At 41.7% G+C, this 19735-nt stretch carries 20 protein-coding genes, 1 tRNA gene and 1 pseudogene; 6 read left to right on the forward strand and 16 right to left on the reverse strand.

What is annotated here, in order from left to right; genetic code table 11:
- Together D6D85_RS09330 and D6D85_RS09335 are read left to right on the forward strand one after the other, a co-directional pair.
- Positions 1-698 (forward strand): V-type ATPase 116kDa subunit family protein (locus D6D85_RS09330; RefSeq protein ID WP_272914436.1); only part of this gene is annotated, 698 nt, incomplete at its 5' end.
- A 62-nt stretch (positions 699-760) separates the two neighbouring features.
- Positions 761-1081, forward strand: a complete 321-nt coding sequence (locus D6D85_RS09335; RefSeq protein ID WP_125671783.1) for an ATP synthase subunit C — start codon at positions 761-763, stop codon at positions 1079-1081.
- 225 nt (positions 1082-1306) lie between these two features.
- On the opposite strand, the gene D6D85_RS09340 is transcribed toward D6D85_RS09335, so the two are convergent.
- From D6D85_RS09340 to D6D85_RS09370, 8 genes and pseudogenes are all read right to left on the reverse strand, one after another.
- Complete coding sequence (locus D6D85_RS09340; protein WP_125671784.1) at positions 1307-2317, reverse strand: V0D/AC39 family V-type ATPase subunit; 1011 nt, start codon at positions 2315-2317, stop codon at positions 1307-1309.
- Positions 2318-2935, reverse strand: coding sequence for a V-type ATP synthase subunit D (locus D6D85_RS09345; RefSeq protein WP_125671785.1), 618 nt, complete (start codon positions 2933-2935; stop codon positions 2318-2320).
- Positions 2935-5247: a V-type ATP synthase subunit B gene (locus D6D85_RS09350; RefSeq protein ID WP_237558814.1), complete on the reverse strand. Its 2313-nt coding sequence runs from the start codon at positions 5245-5247 to the stop codon at positions 2935-2937. The genes D6D85_RS09345 and D6D85_RS09350 overlap by 1 nt, the downstream gene beginning before the upstream one ends.
- Positions 5236-6000: pseudogene (locus D6D85_RS16860) on the reverse strand (V-type ATP synthase subunit B); the annotation flags it as partial. The pseudogene D6D85_RS16860 and the gene D6D85_RS09350, both read right to left, overlap by 12 nt.
- Positions 6000-7781, reverse strand: coding sequence for a V-type ATP synthase subunit A (locus tag D6D85_RS09355; RefSeq protein WP_125671787.1), 1782 nt, complete (start codon positions 7779-7781; stop codon positions 6000-6002). The pseudogene D6D85_RS16860 and the gene D6D85_RS09355, both read right to left, overlap by 1 nt.
- Positions 7782-8402 (reverse strand): V-type ATP synthase subunit E, encoded by a 621-nt coding sequence (locus tag D6D85_RS09360; protein WP_125671788.1) that lies wholly within the window; start codon positions 8400-8402, stop codon positions 7782-7784.
- Positions 8395-8685 (reverse strand): V-type ATPase subunit subunit G family protein, encoded by a 291-nt coding sequence (locus D6D85_RS09365; protein WP_125671789.1) that lies wholly within the window; start codon positions 8683-8685, stop codon positions 8395-8397. The genes D6D85_RS09360 and D6D85_RS09365 overlap by 8 nt, the downstream gene beginning before the upstream one ends.
- A 9-nt stretch (positions 8686-8694) precedes the next feature.
- Positions 8695-9027 carry a V-type ATP synthase subunit F gene (locus tag D6D85_RS09370; RefSeq protein WP_125671790.1) on the reverse strand — a complete coding sequence of 111 codons (333 nt, stop codon included), beginning with the start codon at positions 9025-9027 and terminating at the stop codon, positions 8695-8697.
- 84 nt (positions 9028-9111) lie between these two features.
- Between D6D85_RS09370 and D6D85_RS09375 the strand changes: the two genes are divergently transcribed.
- Together D6D85_RS09375 and D6D85_RS09380 are read left to right on the forward strand one after the other, a co-directional pair.
- Positions 9112-9196 (forward strand) — tRNA-Leu (locus D6D85_RS09375).
- Between the two features lie 16 nt (positions 9197-9212).
- A complete protein-coding gene (locus tag D6D85_RS09380; RefSeq protein WP_125671791.1) occupies positions 9213-9809 on the forward strand; it encodes a class IV adenylate cyclase in 597 nt (198 codons plus the stop codon).
- On the opposite strand, the gene D6D85_RS09385 is transcribed toward D6D85_RS09380, so the two are convergent.
- Positions 9760-11079, reverse strand: coding sequence for an amidohydrolase (locus D6D85_RS09385; protein ID WP_125671792.1), 1320 nt, complete (start codon positions 11077-11079; stop codon positions 9760-9762). The two genes, D6D85_RS09380 and D6D85_RS09385, sit on opposite strands and share 50 nt — an antisense overlap.
- A gap of 46 nt (positions 11080-11125) precedes the next feature.
- Between D6D85_RS09385 and D6D85_RS09390 the strand changes: the two genes are divergently transcribed.
- Positions 11126-12727, forward strand: coding sequence for a hypothetical protein (locus D6D85_RS09390; protein WP_125671793.1), 1602 nt, complete (start codon positions 11126-11128; stop codon positions 12725-12727).
- Here the strand turns inward: D6D85_RS09390 and porB are convergent.
- From porB to D6D85_RS09410, 4 genes are all read right to left on the reverse strand, one after another.
- The gene (porB, locus tag D6D85_RS09395) at positions 12672-13562 is read right to left on the reverse strand and encodes a pyruvate synthase subunit PorB (RefSeq protein WP_125671794.1); all 891 of its coding nucleotides are present in this window, start codon (positions 13560-13562) and stop codon (positions 12672-12674) included. The genes D6D85_RS09390 and porB overlap by 56 nt on opposite strands.
- A complete protein-coding gene (porA, locus tag D6D85_RS09400; protein WP_237558809.1) occupies positions 13562-14776 on the reverse strand; it encodes a pyruvate ferredoxin oxidoreductase in 1215 nt (404 codons plus the stop codon). Before porA ends, porB begins: the two co-directional genes overlap by 1 nt.
- Entirely contained in the window at positions 14773-15036 is a 264-nt protein-coding gene (locus tag D6D85_RS09405) for a 4Fe-4S binding protein (protein WP_125671795.1), read from the reverse strand. Before D6D85_RS09405 ends, porA begins: the two co-directional genes overlap by 4 nt.
- Before the next feature lie 136 nt (positions 15037-15172).
- On the reverse strand, positions 15173-15430 hold the full coding sequence (locus D6D85_RS09410; RefSeq protein ID WP_125671796.1) for a hypothetical protein: 258 nt from the start codon (positions 15428-15430) through the stop codon (positions 15173-15175).
- A 117-nt stretch (positions 15431-15547) separates the two neighbouring features.
- Here D6D85_RS09410 and speB point away from each other — a divergent pair, with 117 nt between their 5' ends.
- Complete coding sequence (speB, locus tag D6D85_RS09415; RefSeq protein ID WP_125671797.1) at positions 15548-16402, forward strand: agmatinase; 855 nt, start codon at positions 15548-15550, stop codon at positions 16400-16402.
- On the opposite strand, the gene D6D85_RS09420 is transcribed toward speB, so the two are convergent.
- The 3 genes from D6D85_RS09420 to D6D85_RS09430 all read right to left on the reverse strand — a co-directional run bounded on the left by D6D85_RS09420 (position 16384) and on the right by D6D85_RS09430 (position 19680).
- Positions 16384-16932 carry an ECF transporter S component gene (locus tag D6D85_RS09420; protein WP_125671798.1) on the reverse strand — a complete coding sequence of 183 codons (549 nt, stop codon included), beginning with the start codon at positions 16930-16932 and terminating at the stop codon, positions 16384-16386. The two genes, speB and D6D85_RS09420, sit on opposite strands and share 19 nt — an antisense overlap.
- An 83-nt stretch (positions 16933-17015) precedes the next feature.
- Positions 17016-18122 (reverse strand): GTPase, encoded by a 1107-nt coding sequence (locus D6D85_RS09425; protein WP_161969804.1) that lies wholly within the window; start codon positions 18120-18122, stop codon positions 17016-17018.
- Between the two features lie 208 nt (positions 18123-18330).
- Complete coding sequence (locus D6D85_RS09430; RefSeq protein WP_125671800.1) at positions 18331-19680, reverse strand: UbiD family decarboxylase; 1350 nt, start codon at positions 19678-19680, stop codon at positions 18331-18333.
- Between the last annotated feature and the right edge of the window lie 55 nt (positions 19681-19735).

The following is a 19735-nucleotide window of genomic DNA, read 5'->3' on the forward strand; positions in this document are numbered from 1 at the left end:
CTGCTTTCTTTGTAGAGATTGGAACTCATGTGCTAAGCCCGATAAAAGAGCCCACAAAGCTGTTTGGAATAGCACTTCTAATAGGAGCTTTTGAGATACTATTGGCATTTGTGATAAGAACTATTGATAAAATCCTATCCGGCGATAAATTCGCAGCTTTCTTGGAGTATGGAGGTATACTAACAATAGCAATGTACACAGGAGCGGTTTACGCAGCAATAAGAAATGGAGCCGATGTGATGAAGACTGTCTCGGATCCTCTCTTTCAGGCAATGGTCATACCGCTATTGATAACAGCAACCGCACCAATGCTCAAATCTATGAAGGAGGGACATGGACTACTTCATGGAATGCCGGAAATGGTGTCAACACTTATAGAAAGCACCTTAGCTCTCCTTAGCAATTCTCTCTCATTCATAAGGTTAGCTGCCTTTGCAGTAGCTCACGAGACCTTTGGCGTTCTTGCAGGGATGTTCACTGTGGGCTCCACCTCGATAACTCCAGAAAATCTGATACACCTGCTGACTAATCCCGTTTCCCTAATAGCCTTCACCTTCATCAACATAGCTGTTATAGGGCTTGAAGGGCTACTATCCTTTATACAAGCAATGAGGCTCACATTCTACGAGTTCTTCACGAAGTTCTATTCTGCTAACGGCAGACCATTCCTGCGAGTGAGGGAGCTTCTCTCAGCCTGATGTGTTAGAGTTAAACTTTTAAAGAGAAACATCGCAGGTTCCACTAAAGGAGGTGCTTTCCGATGGACAAGGTGAAGCTGCTCAGAATATCCCTTTTGGTCCTATTAATACTTCCTCTGGTCGTATTTTCTGCATCAGTTAAAATAGTGTTTGCACAGACAGATCAAGCTAAACCAACAGATATATACAGATCACTAGGAGCTGCTTTGGCTGTTGCTGGAAGCACAATAGGAGCGGGAATAGCTTTATACGGTATAAACATAGGAGGATCAGCTCTTCTTGCTGAAAGACCAGAGGCATTCACTCAAGTTCTTCTGCTTGCTGGTTTGTCAGAGGGAATTGCTATCTATGGGCTCCTCATAGCGTTCCTACTGATGGGATAACGAAACTGCTTTCATTCAGTGTAAAGTTTGTTAACTATAATAACTGTGAGGACCGCTAAGTTTAGATATAAAAATAGTTTTTGGGCTGTACCTGATATATAGGGAAAAGCCTAGAATGAGCACAGGCGAGAAGATAGATGTGAGAGCTTCGTCCGTTCACCTGAAGGTCCCATGAAATAAGGAAGATCTATCATTATGGAAGTTAACATTAGACCAGAACAATGATTAGTAAAGCGAAAGCATATCATATATTTTTTCTGGCTCGATTCTGCTCAGCTTTCCAAGTATAACTGTTCTTACAGCCCAGGATTCCCATTCTGCAGCTACTACATAGCTAAATGGGAATATTGGGGAGAAAGGCTTCATTCGAGCTAGATTCCTTATTTTAGAATATAACTCTTTAAATAAACTTAGATCTAGCGTCCACGGAACTCCATATTTCTTGTAGATCTCCATTAGTTCTGAGGCCATTGATTTATGAGCTTCTGTAGATAGAAGAGTCTTGAGAGATTCCTCAAATGTGCCTGACTCTGAAAGAACTTTCCTCACATTTTGGGATAGAAATTCGAACATAGAACTATATACTTCCCTCCCTGCTCCCATCAGTTGGGATCTTAGTATGATCCCTAGAGCGTAATTCTCCACGTACATTCTAAACACTTCCCACATTTCCGTCCTTTTTGCCCATGCCATTATCTCCATCAAATAGGCCCTATCTATCCCTATATCTAGTGAAGGTATATCCATCTGGCCAGATGAAAGCCATTTTGAGATGAAATCTTTCAGTCTGTTTCGGGGAAGAAGGTCGCATATCTGACTTACATCGCCAGCTCTTAGGATAGAATCTATGTTCAATATAAATCCGCTTATAGGTAGAAATCTTTCCTCTGATACGCCTTCCTTCCTTATCAAGAGGGAGAATACCTTTCTTTTAAGGTTTTCAACATCATATTTTGCTAGATAGCGAACAACGGCTTCCCCAACAATATCCCCCTTTGATATCTCTAGGAATGTCCTTATCCTCCTGCCGAGCATTCTAAGGGTTACATCCGTCACTTTATCAGCCGATTTCAGATCTTCTTGCTTTTCTATGAACATACCATACTCTGTTGAACTTATCTCCTTGAAAAGAGACTCCCAGTCTGGAATCATTGCCCAAGATCTTATTTTATCAGGATTTAAAAGATGAGTCATCAGACCATGCGTCCTTACTACCAAATAACTCTCCTTTGACATTCACTCACCTCTCTTTATCTGTCTGTACTTCTTTATAGTCAAGAATTCCTCTAGATCTTCCTCCTCGAGCAATTCCTCTACATATTTTATTGCTGCAACATAGTCAGGAATCACTATCTTTTCAAGTGCATTCACTTTTCTCATTGTCTGAGCTAAGGCCTCTGCTATTCTTTCAAACCTAGCCTCTGCATTTACTAGCGGCATCATCTCTTTTATGGCTTCAGAAAGCTTTACTGCAGCAGCCATAACTGCTGAATTAAGAGAAGGTGAGACTGCAAGCCTGAACTCAGATGCTGTTATCTCTGGAGTCTCAACTCCGACAACGCTTTTAGTCCTAACTTCTATCTTCAGAGGCGTCGCTAAAAGGGCTGCCTTTCTCATCTCCTGAGGCCCGGCTACTGCATATGCCATCTTCACCATGAAAAATGCTTCTTCTAGCTTCTTATCTATATCCTTCCTGGCATGAAGCTGTTTCAATAGCTCTTGACTTTCCCTTATAAGCTGGTCCCTTTTCATCTTGAGTGCCTCTATTCCCATTTGCAAAAGAGCCGCTCTTTCTCTCAGCCTGATAAGAAATCCTTTTGTGGGAAGTATTCTTCCAACAGACCTAAAGCTCATCAGATCCCCTCATATACTACTGCCTTCTCCTCTCTCAGCTTTGGATGAAACTTTCTTATGGTTCCATCGCTTATTCTAGTTAGTTCTCCTTCAGGAAGCATTGATAAGACATCCCAGGCTATGTCGAGAGTTTCCTCTATTGTTCTTCTTTCCTTAAAGCCCTGTGATAGGAGTCTCTCTTCAAATCTCTTGGCAAACTCCAGATAGAGCCTCTCCCTCTCGCTTAAGCCCGCCTCTCCTACTATTTTCACAAGCTCTCTAGCCTTAACTCCCTGGCTATATGAAGCATAAAGCTGATCCGACACCTCTTTATGATCCTCCCTTGTTTTTCCAGCACCTATTCCATCTTTCATAAGCCTGCTCAAGCTGGGAAGGACATTTATAGGTGGATATATCCCTCTGTTGAAGAGGTCTAGATCCAAGAAGATCTGCCCCTCAGTTATATATCCCGTGAGATCTGGTATAGGATGAGTAAGATCACCTCCGGGCATTGTCAATATTGGCATGAATGTTATAGAGCCGGGTTTTCCCTTTATCCTTCCAGCTCTCTCATATATAGAGGCTAGGTCACTATACATGTATCCCGGATAGCCTTTTCTGCTGGGAACTTCTTCTCTTGCTGAACTGAGCTCCCTTAACGCCTCGCAATTTGATGTTATTATCCCATTGGCCACAATTAGCCTGCTTGTGGCTGGAACAGTGATATCATAAACAAAATCATGCTCGCTGGAAACCTCTGCTATGCTAACTATCTTGTCAAGCACATAGTTGCCATTGCACATCCTTCTAAGTGCAACATAATCTGGATCCTCATTGTTTACAAACCTGCTGAGCCTGTTCAACCACCTCTCCAGCGTCTTTCTCGATATTCTCTTCCTCAGATTCTCGAAATCAGATATATTACCTGAAGCTTCTATTGACTTCTGTGAAATTCCATACCTCTCTCTAAGTCTTTTGAACACCAAAGCTGCCCCCTTAGGCGCTAATCTCGCCTTCTCTGCTTTATATGAATTAAGTTTGGAGAGCATCTCTACCAATTTCATGAGTTTAGCTCTCTTTTCTGAATGAGCTAGCTTAATTCCAGAAGCAAGCCTCAACACGTCAGTTTTACCTCTTACTACAATATCATATACTGTAGATGTCTTCCATCCCCTGCTAACTCTGCTTACAATAGAGCTCTGAACTCCCATCCTTTTCAGAAGAAGCTGGATTCTGTTAGCCCTGAGCCTGCTTGAAGTCGTAATTATCACTGCTTTATTCCTCAGATTTATGCTACCATCTCCATCTATATAACCTGACAGAAATTCTCCTATATATTTTCTCGGCAACCTGACTATAGGCAGAAGTTCCTCCTTCTCTCCAGGCCTAGCCAAGCTCTTGAGAATGGAATAAGCCAAGGCATTTGCAAACCTAATCATAAATACCCCATTTTGGTCCCTCTGAACTTTTGCTCTAGGACCAATGAATGAGGATGTGAAATAGCGAGTGAACTCATCTATAAGCTCCTTGGACTTTGCTGAGAATCCAACTATATATTGTGATTGATATTTTGCGATATATCCATCGGACATAACCCAACCTAATAATCTTAAAATCTCCGGAGTTATTTTATAGTTTGGTATCCTAGTGCTAATTTTCTTCCCAGCTGTAATTCTATCAACATGTCCAGCTATATCTTTCATGCTGATTCCCAGTTCATTTGATATCTTCAGAACATCGGAGAGACTTAATGCTCTCTTAAACTTAGCCTCCGTAAACTTCCTGTAGCTTATTCCTAGCCTATTAGATGAAGCTTTCAGGTTACCATATCTCTCTATAAGCTTCTTTTCAAGCCAATCATCCTTGAAGTGCAGGTAAAACATGTTAGGATTATCCTGTAGAAGAGTTAGTACGTCTGGAACTTCCTCTTCCACTTCTATTGTTTCGATCGAATAGACCTCATCCCCTATTCTCAGCTCCTTTGCTGGAATCATTCTTGGCCCAGAAATGGTATCCACTAAAATCTTATGATCTGGAGTAACTTTAAGGATTGCTCCGCTTCTAAAAGTGATCTCTAGGAGCTTTCCAGAGTAGGCTACTTTCTCAACTGCTCCTACTTTTGCCTTTGTGTGCTGAAATTCGTTCCATGATAGTACTGTATAAGGACATTGTTGTGATGAGATTACTCCCAATTGAAGCAAACCTGACCCATTTCTCATGTCAATAAGTTTTCCTGCTTTTCCAGCAGCTAATTCAACTATCTCACCTATTGGTCTGGTGGTTCCATCCGCTAGAATTACCTCAGTATCCCCAGCAAAGCAATAGTTGGTCATATCGGTTACTATCACTAAAACATCCATGTCCAGATCAAAGGCCAAGTACTCTGCTGCAGTTAGTGCAACCCTTGGTGTGGTTATCCTCTCTATCACTGGGTCATTCGCTAGATTAAGGAACAGAATTGACCTGCTTAATGCACCGAACTCCTCAAATTGTTTCCTGAAGAACAATATATCATCATACTTGAGCCCTACTGCAGCAAACACTATTGCAAATCTCTCCGATTTCCCGGGAACTACCGCCTGTCTTGCTATTTGAGCAGCAACCATGTTATGGGGTAGTCCTGCTTCAGAGAAAAGGGGTAACTTTTGGCCTCTGACTAAGCTCAACATCCCATCAATTACGGATATCCCCGTTTCAACAAATTCGTCTGGGTAATCTCTTTTCACTGGATTTATCGGTGCTCCATTTATGTCCCTATAATCATCGGCTCTGATGGGAGGCCCACCGTCTATAGGCATTCCTGATCCATTGAACACCCTTCCGAGCATCTCATCTGAGACAGGAAGCTTCAACGTGCTCCCTGTGAACTTCACCATGACTTTTGTTTCTAGTCCTTCTGTATCACCCAAAACCTGCAGTATTGTCTTCCCCTTTCCCACTTCTATCACTTGACCAAGCCACTCTCTCCCATCATCGGAGTAGAACCTGACTACCTCCTCATACGATGCATCGGGAACCCCCCTCATGATGACTAGGGGGCCCTTCACCTGTTCTATTCCTCTATACACTTTCCCATAAAGGGCCATCAGGACACCTCCGCAACAAGCCTATTAAGCTCATCCTTTAGTTCTTTTAAGGCCTCTTCCAGCTCCTTATCAAACTCCTTCTCAGGAACGAACTTCAATCTTCTCAATCTCCCCAAAGAGGAGAGTCTCTGCATTTTTGATATAGGCACACCATAATCAAGCAGAGGCCGAGCCTCTCTGTAAAACTGTATTAAGGCTTTTAGAAGCTTAGCCTGCTTCTTTGGGGAGCAGAATGTATCCACTTCATGGTATGCATTTTGAACTAAGTAGCCTTCTCTTATTAGTTCTGCCTCCAAGAGAAGAAGTCTGTTTTCCTCTGAGAGGGCTGCCTCACCAACTACTCTAGCCACTTCCTCTAGTCCAGATGCCCTCTGAAGTATATCCATAGCCTCGGTTCTCAAGCTCAGCATATCCTCCCCAGAATTTCTCATCCACCACTCTTCAAGTCCAGATACATATTTAGAGAAGCTTCTAAGCCAATTTATTGATGGAAAATGTCTTCTAAATGCAAGATCTTTGTCTAAGGCCCAGAAAGCTCCTACGTATCTCATGGTATGCTGGGTCACAGGCTCGTTAAGATCTCCTCCGGAGGGGCTTACGGCTCCTATTATTGCCACTGATCCGATCTCATTTCTATTGCCCAGAACCTTCACTCTTCCAGCCCTCTCATAGAATGATGCTATATAATCAGGAAGATACGCAGGATATCCTTTTTCCGATGGTATTTCCTCAAGCCTAGAGCTAAGCTCCCTCAGCGCCTCAGCCCATCTAGATGTGGAATCTGCTGTCAGTACCACATGAAGGCCCATATCCCTAAAGTACTCAGCATACGTAATCCCCATGAATATGCTGGCTTCTCTTGCAGGAACAGGCATGTTGCTTGTGTTTGCTATCAACACGCTTCTCTCGAGAAGGGGTCTTCCGGTCTTTGGATCTATCAGCTTTGGAAATGTATGAAGAAGATCTGTCATCTCATTACCTCTTTCACCACAGCCTACATAAACTACCACATCAGCATCAGCCCACTTCGAGATCTGATGAAGAGTTACTGTCTTTCCGGTACCAAATCCTCCTGGAACAGCAGAAGTGCCTCCCTTTACTATCGGAAAGAAAGTATCTATAACTCTTTGTCCTGTAAGAAGAAGCTCCACTGGCTCTAACTTTTCCTTAAATGGTCTAGGGTATCTCACAGGCCATTTATGATACATCTTCAGGTCAACTTTTCTCCCTGCCCTTTCAAGAGTAGCTATCACTTCCTCAACAGTATAATCTCCTTCGCTAGCTATTTCAGTTACTTTGCATCTTCCCGTCCTCGGAGGAACCATTATTTTGTGATCTATCGCTCCTTCCCTCACAGTTCCCAGTACGTCTCCATCCTCCACTGTATCTCCTTTTTTCACAACAGGCTTAAACGTCCACTTCTTGTCTCTTGGAAGCGTGGGAACTTTTATCCCTCTTGTTATAAATGGCCCTCCGGCTATCTCTGCCACAGCTTCTAGAGGTCTTCCGAGACCATCAAGAACAGATCCAAGTAAACCAGGTCCTAGTTCCGCTGAAAGTGGCTCTCCTGTTCTTTCAACAGGTTCTCCAGGCTTAAGTCCGCCCGTCGGCTCATAAACTTGAATTACTGCTACATCTCCCTCTACCTTAACTATCTCCCCAATCAGCCTTTCTTCTCCAACAAGCACTACCTCTCTTATTTTAGCCCCTTTTAGATTCTCTGCAAAAACGACAGGACCTCTTATGTGGAGTATCTCTCCCTTTGCAAATACCTCCTCCATCTAGCTCCCTCCCAATATCATATCTAGTATCCTCCTCTGATTTCTGTCAAAGTAGTCTCTAAGCCTCCCCTCAAAAGTTCCATAAAATCTTATGGAATCATCTTCATTTCTCATGATCACTCCTCCCAAGGATTGGATGCTCCTATCATCCAGCCTTATCTCCACGTTCATCTCTTTAGAGATTCTTTCACTTATCTTTTTGATCATTTCCTTGTCCTTCTCTCTAGATGCCACATAAACAACTTTACTTCCAAGCACATTAATGCCCTCTTTAATATATCTCTCGAGCACTTCCTCGTAGTTTATTTTTCCCTTCCCATCCGAGATTTTTGCCAGTTCTTCTTCTATTCTAGCCTCTATTTCTCTTAGAATGCTCTTTTTAGCCTCCATTAATATTTTCTTGGCCTCTATTTCAGCAACGCTTTTTCTTCTCATAGCCTCTTCTGCAGCTTCTCTTTCTGCTTTTTCCCTCTTAGCCATCATTATTCTCTCTGCCTCCCTTCTTGCTTCTTCTATTATTCTCTCTGCCTCCTTTTTTGCCTCCTCTATTATCTCTTCTGCTCTTCTCTTTGCCATGCTGAGAATTGCATTGACTATGACTTCAGCCCCTTCCTCACTCACCGAAGATCACCTCCCGAACCAGTATATCTAGCACATCATTTATTCTCATGTCTAACATCTTCTTTATTCTCTCTGCCTCCTTTTTTGCCTCCTCCACTATCGAGTCAATATCAGAATTAGTCGAATGATCGATCTTCACCTGAGCCCTTCTTGCTTCTTCTATTATTCTCTCTGCCTCCTTTTTTGCCTCCTCTATTATCTCTTCTGCTCTTCTCTTTGCCTCTTCCACCATATTCGAGGATTTTTTTTCGGCATCCATCAGTACTTCTACAAGTCTAGGCATAACATCACCTCATATCTCCACCTCAGATGAGCCTATTGCCCTGGCTAGATAAGATTTTAGCTCATTTAACCTGATTCCTCTGGAACCTTCCATATCAGGTACCACTGCAAATACAGGAGTTATCCTCCCTCTATTTATAAGATCCATTCTTACGGGTGCTATTTTTTCAGCAACCCTCTCATTCACAAAAATAACCAAGGGCAGATTTTGCTCCTCCTTGAAAAACCTGAAAAGCTCTCTCGTTTCTTTTATGACGATAGCTCTTATTCCCACCATCTCAAATGCCATTGCCATTATCTCATCATCGACAACCGCCATAACTGAGTCTGAGCTTCCGCTCATCTCATGCACCGAATGATGTTCTTTCTAGCAAATATAAAGACAAACTCTTTATATACCAAGCGTGATGTATACTTGACAATACTTGCGGGGGTAGCCAAGCCAGGACAAAGGCGGCGGACTTAAGATCCGCTCCCTTAGGGGTTCGTGGGTTCAAATCCCACCCCCCGCATATAAAGAGGGATAGCTTGGCTGTTGAAAAGGAGATAAAAGTTAAGATGCCACATGATGAATTCGTTGGGATGTTGAAGAGTCGGGGGGTAAATTTCTCATTCATAAAAGAGATCTGTCAAGTAGATCTAATTCTCGACTATGATGATATGAGGCTTTTAAAAGAGGACTCGCTTTTAAGAATAAGGAAGGAGAACGAATCTCTGTTCATAACGTATAAGGGACCGAGAAGGCTCGGTAATGTGTACAAAGAGAGAGAGGAAATAGAAGGAGAGCTGGGATCAGAGGAGTCTGTACTAGCTCTAAAAATGGCCGGAATATACTTAAATGAGGATATCAGGGATGAAAAAGCACTTATTGAGTTTTTATCATCAAGGGGAATTAAAATCAGGGCTGTTGTCGAGAAACATAGAATAGTAATGCGGGTCTATCCATGGAAAAGCCTTATTTTCCTAGATGATGTTAAAGGGTTGGGTGAATATATCGAGATAGAGGGAGATGATTGCCAGGAGGTAGCTAAATTTTTAAATTTAAAAAATTTTGTAAAAGAAAGTTATGCTGAGCTTATTCTGAGAGAAAGCTCCTTACACCAGCTCTCTCTAGGAGATCCATAGCAGCTTTTTCTGCGTTCTCCATTATTTCGTTTTCATCCATTGTCTTAAGGTGACCTTCTTCAATTACCAATCTGCCATCCACTATGACATGCGTCACATCGGTTGATCTGAAGGAGTAAACTAAATGGGAAATTGGGGAGTGAATGGGCCGCCACCATGGTTTCTTTAGATCTATTATCACAATGTCAGCCCTCTTTCCCACTTCTATCGAACCAATTTCTAGGTTCATAGCTTTTGCAGGGTTTATGGTCGCCATATCGATCACATCTTGTGCTTTTATCAATGTAGGATCCCTATTGACAGCTTTATGTATTAATGCAGTTAGCTTCATTGTTTCTGGCATATCTAAGATGTTGTTGCTAGCAGCCCCATCTGTTCCAAGTCCTATTAACACTCCATGAGAGAGCATCTTTGGAATTGGAGCCACTCCAGCCGCTGTTTTCATGTTACTTACGGGATTATGAGATACCAACACCTTTTTTCTCCTTAATATCTCAATCTCCTCATCTGAAGGCCAGACTACATGTGCAGCTATTGTTTTTAAGTCTAAAACTCGATGAATTTCAGCGTATTCTATTGGTCCAACTCCATACGTGTGCTTTATCTGCTCTACCTCCCTGCTATCTTCAGATAGATGTATGTGCACCGGAACATTATACCTACTTGCAGCTTCAGCAGTGGCCTCCATAGCCTCTGGACCTACTGTGTACGGGGCATGAGGACCAAAAGATGGTATTATCCTTTTGCTTTTTCCTTTCCACTTCTTAACGAAGTTCTCAGCTACATTTAGCGCTTCTCTCCAGTTTTTAGTTTCGGGAGTCTCTCCGTCTATTATAGAGGATGAGAGCAGGGCTCTTATTCCTATCCTCTCAGCTGCCTCTGCTATTCTCTCCTCAAAAAAGTACATATCGAATATTGTTGTTGTTCCCGTCCTCAAAGCCTCAAGCATTCCAAGTAAAGACCCTTTTTCAACGTGATCCGGGGTTAATTTCCTCTCCATAGGCCATATCTTCTCATTGAGCCACTCAAACAGTTTCATATCGTCTGCAACGCCCCTAAAGAGGTTCATGGGTATATGAGTATGGGTATTTATCAGCCCTGGCAGTGCCGCCTTTCCTCTTCCATCCAGCACTATATCAGCACTTCTCTTGACTGTCCCTACTTCTAAGATAATCCCATCCTCTACGTATATATCCGCATCCTTCAGTATCCTCCTTCTGCCATCTTGAGTGATCACTATGGAGAGATTCCTCACTAATATGCTCTCCATAGGTTATAAAGGAGGAGATTAAATATAACGATGAGGGTCATGCCATATGTCTAAGATCTATGTACTAGTCCTCTTGCTACTTCTCATACCTTTTGCTGAAGTAAAAGGAGACGATAGACCCAGTCTTACCTACACTTTCATCGTGCATGAAAGCGGATTGACAGACATAATTTACAGATTCTCCTCAGAAAGCGGTGGAATAAGCTGGTTCCTCGTGCCAAAGTTTGAGAACTACACTGTGAGATTGGTAAGGGGAAACATTAGTTCAAGTTTAAAGGATGCTTACACGACATCAGGTGAGAAATTCTATTTTTACGAAAACTTCTCGTTCTCATATTCTCCTGGCACTATTCTTGAGTTGAACTGGAGCTATAAGTACGGGGCGATGATAATAGAACCGAATGGAATGTTTTACTCAACTCAGATTGGATTTAGCCCACAGACCGATTGTCGTGTTTTAGTCTACTTGCCGGGCGACTTCGGGATAGTATATTCCTATCCAGAAGAATATTATAGTACAAAAAATTCAAGTTGGATTCTGCTTTCTTATAGCAATTTCTCATCCAATTTTATGAGAGTAATGATAACCTTCAGGACAAAAAGAGAAGCTTCCCTGCTGAACTATAGCCAAGGAGGCCTGAAAATAGAGATACCAAAAAGATATTCTGATATAATAAATAATTTAACTTATATATATAATAAAGCATTGCCATATATAAAAAATATAACAGATACGAGCAATGAGCTTAACATTGTGCTCAGGTTCTCCATCCCAAGCGATATAAGCGGCCTCGGAACGCTTGGATACACAAACTTGAAGAGCTCATACGATATAATATCCGCTGGCAACATAACTCTCAACATAATACTCCTCAGAATGGTACCATATGAGCTACCACAGGTTATGATACACGAGATGCTTCACCAGTACATGTGGTATTCTGGCTTGGATGTGAGCCTAAGATGGGCGCATGAGGGTCTAGCAGATTACCTAGCCTCATATATCGCTAAAAGAATAGGTTATCCTGATGCCGGAAAAGAGGAGTTTAGTTCGTTAAGTGAGCTCGTAAACAGGACAGGAGGTAAGGTGGGATTTGTTGCTAGCTGGAGCGGAGGGGGACTTCCTATAAATCCAGATTTATACTATGCAGCATCCTTGTATGTCATAAAGACAGTAGGGGATGAAAATGGTGGTGTTGATTTGTACAGGAATTTCTTTCATATAATAAAGGGCGAAGGTGTTAGAGTTAGCGATCTATCTGGATTTATATACTATTTAAGCAAAGCTGCTGGGAAAGACCTGAGAGAAGAGTTCCAGTCTATGGGTTTCCCAATAAGGGCAGAGATAAAGGAATTAACCTATGCGAGGACTCTCACATCAATGCTATCTCCAATAAACCCCCTTAATTTTGCTTCCAACTCCTACCTAGCAGAAGCTGAAAGAGCAGTCGAGATCGGAAATACTGACATGGCCAAAGAGTACTCATATATTTGCATATTTACAGATATTTTTGGTCTAGTGATAGATATATCTATAATAATTATTATCTTAGGCGCTATAAAAAGAATGAAGAGGAAAAAGAAGGATGTTCTCACAGAATACTCTCCATTTTCTCCATCTCAAGCAGACGGTTCCACCAATCAATAGCCTCTTTCTCCATCTTTTCTATTTCTTCATCAGACAAATGCCTAAATCTTCCTTGGATTGAGAGATAATCTTTTAGAGGTCTCTTTTTTGGAGGTTTGACCGTCACTCTGAGCTTTCCATTTTCAATCTCATATAATGGGAAGAAATAAGTATCTGTTGCAAGCTTGGCTACATCAACTGTCATACTGGAGTCTATGCCCCAGCCGGGAGGACAAGGAGAAAGCAGGTGTATATATCTGAAGCCCTTTATCTTTGAAGCTTTCTCAAACTTTCTTATCAGATCAAAAGGATATCCTACACTAGCAGTCGCAACATATGGGACTTTATGCGCAGCCACTATCATCGGAACATTCTTCTTTGGCTCCTCCTTTCCCTTTAAGGTAGTTCTGGTCCAAGCGCCCTTTGGTGTTGCACCGGACCTCTGTATGCCTGTGTTCATATATGCCTCATTGTCATAGCAAACGTATATTATATCTTCATTCCTCTCAGCCGCACCTGAAAGCGCCTGAAGCCCTATATCCGCAGTTCCTCCATCTCCAGCCCATACAACCACATTTATATCCTTATTTAGAGTTTCATAGGCTCTTTTTATCCCGCTTGCAGCAGCAGCTGCTGCTGCAAAAGCTATATTCAGGATAGGGGCTTTTATCGAAGTGAGAGGCATAGGACTCTGTACAACTGAAAAGCAACAGGCAGGCACTACATACACCGTGTTTTTTCCTAGAACTCTGGATGCAATTCTAAAAGAAAGACTTAGACCGCATCCGGGACAGGCTGCTGACCCTGGAAGATACGCACCCTCCATTTTCATCAAATCCTTAACTGTTAGGGGCATTATATCACCTCCTCAAATCCTGACGATCTCACTCTCTCTTTAAGACCGTACCAGTAGGTTATCATATTCTTTCCTTCCTCTTTTTCGCTGTGAAGGACCATTTTCTCTATATCCTTGTAAGTGACATCCCTCCCGCCGAGACCTGCTACATAGGATACTAGCTTAGGTCTCTCATCCAAATTATAGAGAGCAGATCTTATTTCCATTGCCAGAGGACCTCCGTATCCGAAGGAATAGCTTCTGTCTATCACGGTCAAGGTTCTAGCTTTCGATAGTATGGTTCTTGTTTCTTCTTGCGGAAATGGCCTAAATAAACCTATTTTCAGCAAACCTACTTTCCTTCCATCTTTTCTCATGCTATCGACAGCCACCTCAGCTTCGGAAGCGAGAGTGCCTGATGCAATAATGATGTGCTCTGCATCATCTACTTTGTAGCAATGAACCATTTCGTATCGCCTTCCGAAAATCTCATAAAACTTGTCTGCTGCCTCTTTGAACACCTCTCTGGCGTTTTTCATCCCTCTTTCTATAGACCACCTCATTTCCATATACTCCTCCTCTGGCATGGTTAGATTTCCCATGTCAACCGGATTATCTGGGTCGAGAGACCAATGAGGTGGTCTATACTCTGGCAGGAAGTAATCAACATCATCCTGATCTGGTATGTTAACAGGCATATGGGTATGGCTGAGGATAAAGGCGTCCATACACACCATGAAGGGCAGAAGCACTCTATTGTTCTCGGCTACCCTGTACATTATCAATATGGAATCCAATGCCTCCTGAGAGGACGAGACGAAGAACTCCATCCATCCTGTATCCCTCTGCGATATAGCATCCTGATGATCCGCATGAATGTTCCATGGCGGTCCAACGGCCCTATTTACCACAGCCATCCCTATAGGAAGCCTGGATCCAGCTGCCCAGTGAAGTACCTCATGCATATAAAGCAATCCTTGACTAGCTGTTGCTGTAAAGGTCCTAACACCTGCCGAGGACGCTCCTATGGCCGCAGCCATAGCACTGTGCTCACTTTCAACTCTTATGTACTCAGCAGTCATCAAGCCCTTCGCTATGAATTCTTCTATCACCTCAACTATCATTGTTTGAGGAGTTATTGGATATATCGGAATCACTTTTACCCTTGCCAATCTAACTGCATGAGCTGCAGCTTCATTAGCATTTATCAGCTCCCACATTCCTTTCTCCTTCATTCTCTCTCCTCCACCATAGTTATAGCCTTTGCAGGACAGATTTTAGCGCATACACCGCATCCCTTGCAGTAATCATAATCCACTGTAGGAACATCGTCAGCGAGTATTGTCTCTTCTGGACATAGAAGCCAGCATTGCCAACATTTAACACATTTCTGAAGGTCTATTACGGGTTTAAAGACCCTCCAAGTCCCTGTTTTTCCAGAAGCTCCTCTAGAAGGCTTGGATATAGGAAGAACAAGCTCCTTTGATAGGCCCAAACATCCCCCCTAGAATGAAGAAGTAAAAATATTTACATTTTTCCCTTCAGCAAAAAGCCCTATCAGGTTCAATAATGAAGAGATCACCAAGAAGAGAAACAATAGAATAAAGATTGAGAAAAATATTGAGATAGGCTCAGTAAGAGCCTCCTCTTGGCCCTCTTTCTGGTCTCTCTGGCGGGAGGTTTTCCTCGAACACCAGCAATTTCTTGTTCTCAAAGAGAAGCTCCATTGTTCCTCCCTGCAATGAACCAGGCTTTACACTTACTTCTATTGGCTCATTATCCCTCATGGGATAATATATCTTCCAGACAGAGGACCTAAGTCCCGGACTCTTCTGATCTAAAAATTCTAGAATCCTCTCGGTCATAGGAACTCCAACACGTGCTGCCATAGAATCACCTCTCGACTAGCTATGGTTGACTAACTAACAGAAGCCCTACATAAAAACTTTGCGGAACCAAATGGTGAAAAGCTAAATATTACTTTTCAGAGGTATCATGGGGTATAAATGACTTATCTGAGATTTCTCAACATAGATTCAGACTATGATCAGTCAAAATACGTGATAATACCGGCACCCATGGACATAGGTTCTTCATGGGGGGTCGGATCTAGATTTGGTCCTCTTGCCATTATAGAGGCATCTAGACACATAGATCTATATGATATAGATTTGGGCTTGACCTTGGACTCTATATATACGATGGAAGAAATAGAACCTACAGCAGAGATTGCGAAAAATTTGGATTTAGTTAAGGATGTTATATCAGATGTCCTTTCGCACGGTAAAGTTCCAGTACTTATAGGAGGAGATCACTCTATTTCAATAGCTTCTTCAAGAGCATCATCCATGCATGGGGCTTGTATCTACATAGCAATGGATGCCCATGCAGACTTGTATGATGAGTACAATGGGTCAAGGCTGAGTCATGCATGCGTGACTAGAAGAGTCCTCGATCTCCCCACTATTGAGAAAGCAATTTTGATAGGCGTGAGAACCATGGAGTTGGAGGAAGCTGTTTTTGCTAGAAATGACAGCAGAATAGTTCTTATCAGATCTACTGACGATTTAGAAGTTCTAGACAACATAGAGGGGAAGAAAGCCCATCTGAGCTTTGATGTAGATGTTATAGATCCCTCTGTGATACCATGTGTTGGATATCCTGAACCGGGTGGTATCTCTTACAGGGATGCCATAGCTTTCCTTAAAGCTATTTTTGAGAAGTTCGATGTGATATCGATGGATTTCGTTGAGTTCTCTCCCTGCCCGGGAAGGAGAGATGATTCATTTACTATAGCAAAATTAATATATAAATCTATACTAATGCATTATATATCACAACTTCATCGACACTCACAATAACACTCGATTAGGTGTTTCTTACATAAATTCCTCAAAAGAGGCTCTGTTACAGCAGCTAGTACCAGTATTTCCGCCCAAGCCTTGAGAAGAACCATTAATATAACAGTTTCGGTTACATATTGTGAGATTCCAGGAATAAAGACCGGAGCCCATATAGCCATGGTTAAATAGGTAAAAATCGACTCTGGCACATATCCAATCACTATAGCTGTAAATGGCCTAATTTTTCTCATTAATATAGATGAAAATATACCAGTGAGAGCTTTTCCCGGAAAGATCAAAAGACCGAATAACGGTCCGTATGCACCTTGGAGCCCAAATCTTATGTATGGGGATATAGACACTATGATACCGGTAAGGCCTCCGTAAATAGGACCTAGCATACCAGCTGAGAGGAATGTCCCTATGTGGGACAGATCCAAAGCTATTTGTGGATGAATCAACGTTAGAAGCTCAAGCGAAGAAAAGCCAAGCACATTTCCAAGAGCTCCTAACATCACAGATAGAACAAACTTCTGCCCTTTGTTCACTGAATATCACCGCATATAGCGAAGAAGATGGAGATAAAAATATTTTGTTTTTGATTTTTGTTTCATAAATGGAATAATAAATCTCAGATTTTTGCCAGCTCTATCTGTTCTTTTCTAAGAGCTTTCCTAATCTCATCAACAAGCAAATCTATTCCCATCTCTTTTTCAGCCGATATGGCAACTATTCTATCGAAACCAGCTTTTTTAAGCTCTATTGACCTCCATTCCAGTTCCTCCGGGCTCATTAGATCAGATTTATTCAAAACAGGAATTATCTTTTCTCTCGCCACTCCTATGCTATCGAGAATTCTGAGCACTTCCTTTAGCTTAAGTTGGAACTTAGCCCATTTATCAGAGGAATCTATCACAAGCACAACAATATCTGAGTTCAGAATATCCAATAGGTTTATCTCAAAGGAGGATATAAGCCTTGGATCCTGATCTACAACAAATCCTATTGTATCAACTATCAATAGATTATCTCCAACCTTTGCATACTTGCTTGAGAGAGTAGTAAAGGGAAGCGGTCCAACCGGCCTATTAAGACCTGTTAGTTTGTTAAAAAGAGTTGTCTTTCCAGCGTTGTAGTGTCCCACAAGCACGGCTATCTTATCTCCTCTGCTTTTTCTTTTCTCTATTTCGAGCATTCTTGCCTCCTTTATTTTCTCTATCTTATTCTTGAGTATCTTTATCCTCTTCTGAACTGCATTTATTTGTTTGTGATAAGCATACTCTCCGCCTCCTTTGAATCCTGCCCTTGTCTTCTTGAATTTCATTGCCGCTTGTAGTTTTATGTATGGAAAGGATTTTCTCAGCTCAGCCAATTGTATCTGAAGTTTAGATAGTATGTCTCTGGATGTCTCATTGAATATCCTCAGAACGACATCGTATCTATCCAGAACCTCAGCTCTCAAGGCTTTCTCCAAGTTCCACTTTTGCTTACTTGTTAGGGTGTTGTAAAATACAATTATATCGGGATCTATCGCCTTAACCTTGTCCTTCAGTTCCTCAAGCTTTCCTCTGCCGAGAAGATAATCCACTGCTGGCTTGCTTCTAGTCTGTATCATTCTGTAAGCTACATTATATCCTAGGGCCTCAAGAAGTTCATTTAGAATTTCCATTCTTATTAGATAGTTGGAATGATCGTGTATCTCTGTTTTTACCATCACCGTTACTGCTTTTCCTGCCACAAGCATTCCTACTTCTGGAGGATATAAGTTTTCTGCACTGGGTTAAGTACTCCCCATACTTTATATTAGTTGTACAAGGATACAAAAATTTTAAAGGATCATATAACTAATAAATGACTGATTTCTCATGCCTGCGCAAGAAAATTAGAAAAATAATTCCAATAATTAACGGCCAAAGTTTTTATAATCCTGATCTTATTAAATCTATTTATTTAGGAATTATTGGTCTCTCATAAAGCTCTTTAGGACCCTTTATTGTCGCATCTATTATCAGTTTGGATTGAGGCAGCGCCACAGGAACCTGCCTTCCATTAATCTCCATGTACCTTATGTTACTGTGATCTAAAGTTGATCCTCTAGCACCCTTTATAAATATATAATCATCGGGAACATGAGCTCTTTGGTTAATAGCTCTCATTACTTCTTCATAGTTATATACATCAATGTCATCATCCACTATAATAATTCTCTTGAGGCTTCTGTGGGCATTTATCGCCGCAATTGCCGCCATAACAGGCTGACCTTCGAAATTCTTTCTTATGCTTATCGCTGCTTCAAGCCATCCAAATCCTCCAGGGGTCATAGATACTCCAGTGACATCGCAGTATCTACTAACCGAGTCGAATATAACTGCCTCCACTGGAAGTCCCATTAACATCTCATGTTCCTTGCTAGCAGGAAGTATAGCTTGGTATATAGCCTCATCTCTGTAAAGAACCCTATCAATAGTTAAAATCGGTTGCTTTCTTATTATATCTTTCCCTATTATCTCATAAAATGGCCCCTCCTCCCTTAGATCCCAAGGTATTATCCTCCCAACCAAGACAATCTCCGAGAAGGCAGGTATTGCCAGATCCTCCTCTCTAACAATAGATATAGGATCTCCCTGTATTGAGCCTGCTATTTCCACCCTGTCTTTGTCCTCGGCTGGAGTAGCAGCTGCTATGATAAGACCTAGCTCTGAGCCTATGGATACCACAACCTTTAGATCTTTTCCGTTCTTTTCAGCTCTTTTTACAAGTTTGTAAAGTTTTCTTCCTTCAACTATTCTTAATGTAAGAATATTTTTGGAGATGAGCATCATTCTATGGTACGATGCTGAGAATATCTTGTTTTCGTTATCATATGCTATAATTATACCTGCTGTTATGTATCTAGATGGTTCCCCACTGTAGTGCTTCAGGATAGGCAATAGATTACCTATATCCACCCTATCTCCCTCTACAGAATTTCGCATAACAGGAGCTTCTGTTTTTTCTACCTCTATAGGTTTTATTCCTGAGCTTATTGCTTCCAGTATCCTCTTAGAGATATCCCTTTCTGTACTAAGACCCAAAAGCAGCTTGATAAATGTCCTATTATTTGCTATTCCTCCTAAAACTCTGAATTTGCTCTCTTTTCCATCCGGCATTACTGGCTTCTCAAACAAAACAGGTCCTTTTCCATCTAGAAGTCTTAAATGATATGAGATTCCATGTATAACATTAACAGGTTCCTTTATCACATTGATGAACCCATTTCTGTTAGCGGTTTCTACTATTCTCCTTATATCAAACATGAAGGCACCCTCTGCTACTTGTTAGAAACAGATTTATACTTTGACCCCGTAAGGG

Source organism: Candidatus Methanodesulfokora washburnensis (genome assembly GCF_003947435.1).
In the GTDB taxonomy this organism is placed as follows: domain Archaea; phylum Korarchaeota; class Korarchaeia; order Korarchaeales; family Korarchaeaceae; genus Methanodesulfokora; species Methanodesulfokora washburnensis.

Coding starts and splice junctions, on each gene's coding strand:
- D6D85_RS09335 (WP_125671783.1), top strand. CDS start 761: ATGGACAAGGTGAAGCTGCTCAGAATATCCCTTTTGGTCCTATTAATA.
- D6D85_RS09340 (WP_125671784.1), bottom strand. CDS start 2,317: ATGTCAAAGGAGAGTTATTTGGTAGTAAGGACGCATGGTCTGATGACT.
- D6D85_RS09355 (WP_125671787.1), bottom strand. CDS start 7,781: ATGGAGGAGGTATTTGCAAAGGGAGAGATACTCCACATAAGAGGTCCT.
- D6D85_RS09410 (WP_125671796.1), bottom strand. CDS start 15,430: ATGGCAGCACGTGTTGGAGTTCCTATGACCGAGAGGATTCTAGAATTT.
- D6D85_RS09370 (WP_125671790.1), bottom strand. CDS start 9,027: ATGAGCGGAAGCTCAGACTCAGTTATGGCGGTTGTCGATGATGAGATA.
- porA (WP_237558809.1), bottom strand. CDS start 14,776: ATGAAGGAGAAAGGAATGTGGGAGCTGATAAATGCTAATGAAGCTGCA.
- D6D85_RS09350 (WP_237558814.1), bottom strand. CDS start 5,247: ATGACCAACTATTGCTTTGCTGGGGATACTGAGGTAATTCTAGCGGAT.
- speB (WP_125671797.1), top strand. CDS start 15,548: ATGACTTATCTGAGATTTCTCAACATAGATTCAGACTATGATCAGTCA.
- D6D85_RS09385 (WP_125671792.1), bottom strand. CDS start 11,079: ATGGAGAGCATATTAGTGAGGAATCTCTCCATAGTGATCACTCAAGAT.
- D6D85_RS09430 (WP_125671800.1), bottom strand. CDS start 19,680: ATGTTTGATATAAGGAGAATAGTAGAAACCGCTAACAGAAATGGGTTC.
- D6D85_RS09390 (WP_125671793.1), top strand. CDS start 11,126: ATGTCTAAGATCTATGTACTAGTCCTCTTGCTACTTCTCATACCTTTT.
- porB (WP_125671794.1), bottom strand. CDS start 13,562: ATGCCCCTAACAGTTAAGGATTTGATGAAAATGGAGGGTGCGTATCTT.
- D6D85_RS09365 (WP_125671789.1), bottom strand. CDS start 8,685: ATGCCTAGACTTGTAGAAGTACTGATGGATGCCGAAAAAAAATCCTCG.
- D6D85_RS09345 (WP_125671785.1), bottom strand. CDS start 2,935: ATGAGCTTTAGGTCTGTTGGAAGAATACTTCCCACAAAAGGATTTCTT.